Source organism: Psychrobacter sp. JCM 18900, assembly GCF_904846625.1.
In the GTDB taxonomy this organism is placed as follows: domain Bacteria; phylum Pseudomonadota; class Gammaproteobacteria; order Pseudomonadales; family Moraxellaceae; genus Psychrobacter.
The window spans coordinates 1-1,157 of record NZ_CAJHBL010000014.1 but is presented as its reverse complement, the minus strand read 5'-3'; the positions used below and the strand labels follow the sequence as shown (position 1 = coordinate 1,157).

2 protein-coding genes are annotated in these 1,157 nt (G+C 42.3%); both read right to left on the bottom strand.

Translation table 11 applies throughout. The features are described 5' to 3' along the window. Nucleotides 1–92: twin-arginine translocation signal domain-containing protein (locus tag JMX96_RS13575; protein WP_227677060.1), on the bottom strand; the 92-nt coding region annotated here is incomplete at its 3' end. 110 nt (nt 93–202) lie between these two features. After that, on the bottom strand, nt 203–850 hold the full coding sequence (locus JMX96_RS13570; RefSeq protein WP_201569683.1) for a DUF411 domain-containing protein: 648 nt from the start codon (nt 848–850) through the stop codon (nt 203–205). Between the last annotated feature and the right edge of the window lie 307 nt (nt 851–1,157).

The window sequence follows — 1,157 nt, the reverse complement described above, 5'->3', positions numbered from 1 at the left end:
AGCGCACTATTGGCAATAGACGGCAGCGTAGATAGCATGGATGCCCCTAACAAAGTAGAAGATCCTGTTAAGAAACGCCTGCGATTGAACATATTCTTGTTCATAATAATTTACCTAACTTAATCCGTGAAATGGGAGTTGAGTTCATATAACTGTTGGCTCATTAATAGAACAGAATGAGCTATGTAAAGTGTTAATCAAACTAGATTTGCTGCTGCGGTGAGTCAATGGTTGCATAAATGGCTGTTGAGCCATCTTTGTTAAGCTGCATCACTTTATATGGCATAAATTTATCTTGATATTCCATACCAGGGCTACCAACTGGCATACCAGGTACTGCAAGACCAATGGCATCACTTGGCGGATTCTTTAGAAACTGCGCCATATATTTGGCAGGGACATGGCCTTCAAAGACAAAGCCATCGGTAGTAACGGTAGTATGGCAAGAGCGCATTTGCTGTGGTACGCCATAACGATCTTTAAACAAAGACACGTCGGCAACATCATGGACAGCTGCGCTTAACCCATTGTCTTCTGCGTGGCCGACCCACTCTTTACAGCAACCACAATTGGCATCTTTATAGACGGTGGCTGACACATTTCGCAAAATAGTTGATTGGGTATCTGAATGAGCACTGACAGGTATTATTTCGGCTTGTGGTTGCTCTACTAGAGCGGTTTTTTGCGTAGCGGTAGTTGGCTCAGTCGCTGGTTTTGAGTCAGCAGTAGTCGCGTTAGGTTGACTACAAGCGGCTATCGTTAACGATAATGGCAATACCACAATCGCTGAGAGCACACGGCCAGATATCAGATTATGTTCATTAATAAATCTATTAGTATAGCGTCTCATAAAACCACTCCTGAGCGTCTGTCTGACGATCACATTTATAAAAATTAAAGCCGTAACACTGACCAAAGTAGTACTGGTAAAGCTTAAAACTCAAATCGCAAAAGGAAGCACTATTAAGCACTGCATCTTTTACGAAAAATCAATGTTGCATTCCGGATCCATCACCTGACATATCCATCTCACCATCAAATGACATGCCCAACATATCATCGTCTATCCTAGTCGTTAGCATGGTGTACTGGTTTTCATTTAATTCAGGTAACGATCTGATAAAAGCGACCATTGCCCACATTCTATCATCATCGTG

What these genes read in the sequence shown, in the direction of transcription:
- JMX96_RS13570 (WP_201569683.1), bottom strand. Translation starts at nt 850, where the DNA reads ATGAGACGCTATACTAATAGATTTATTAATGAACATAATCTGATATCT.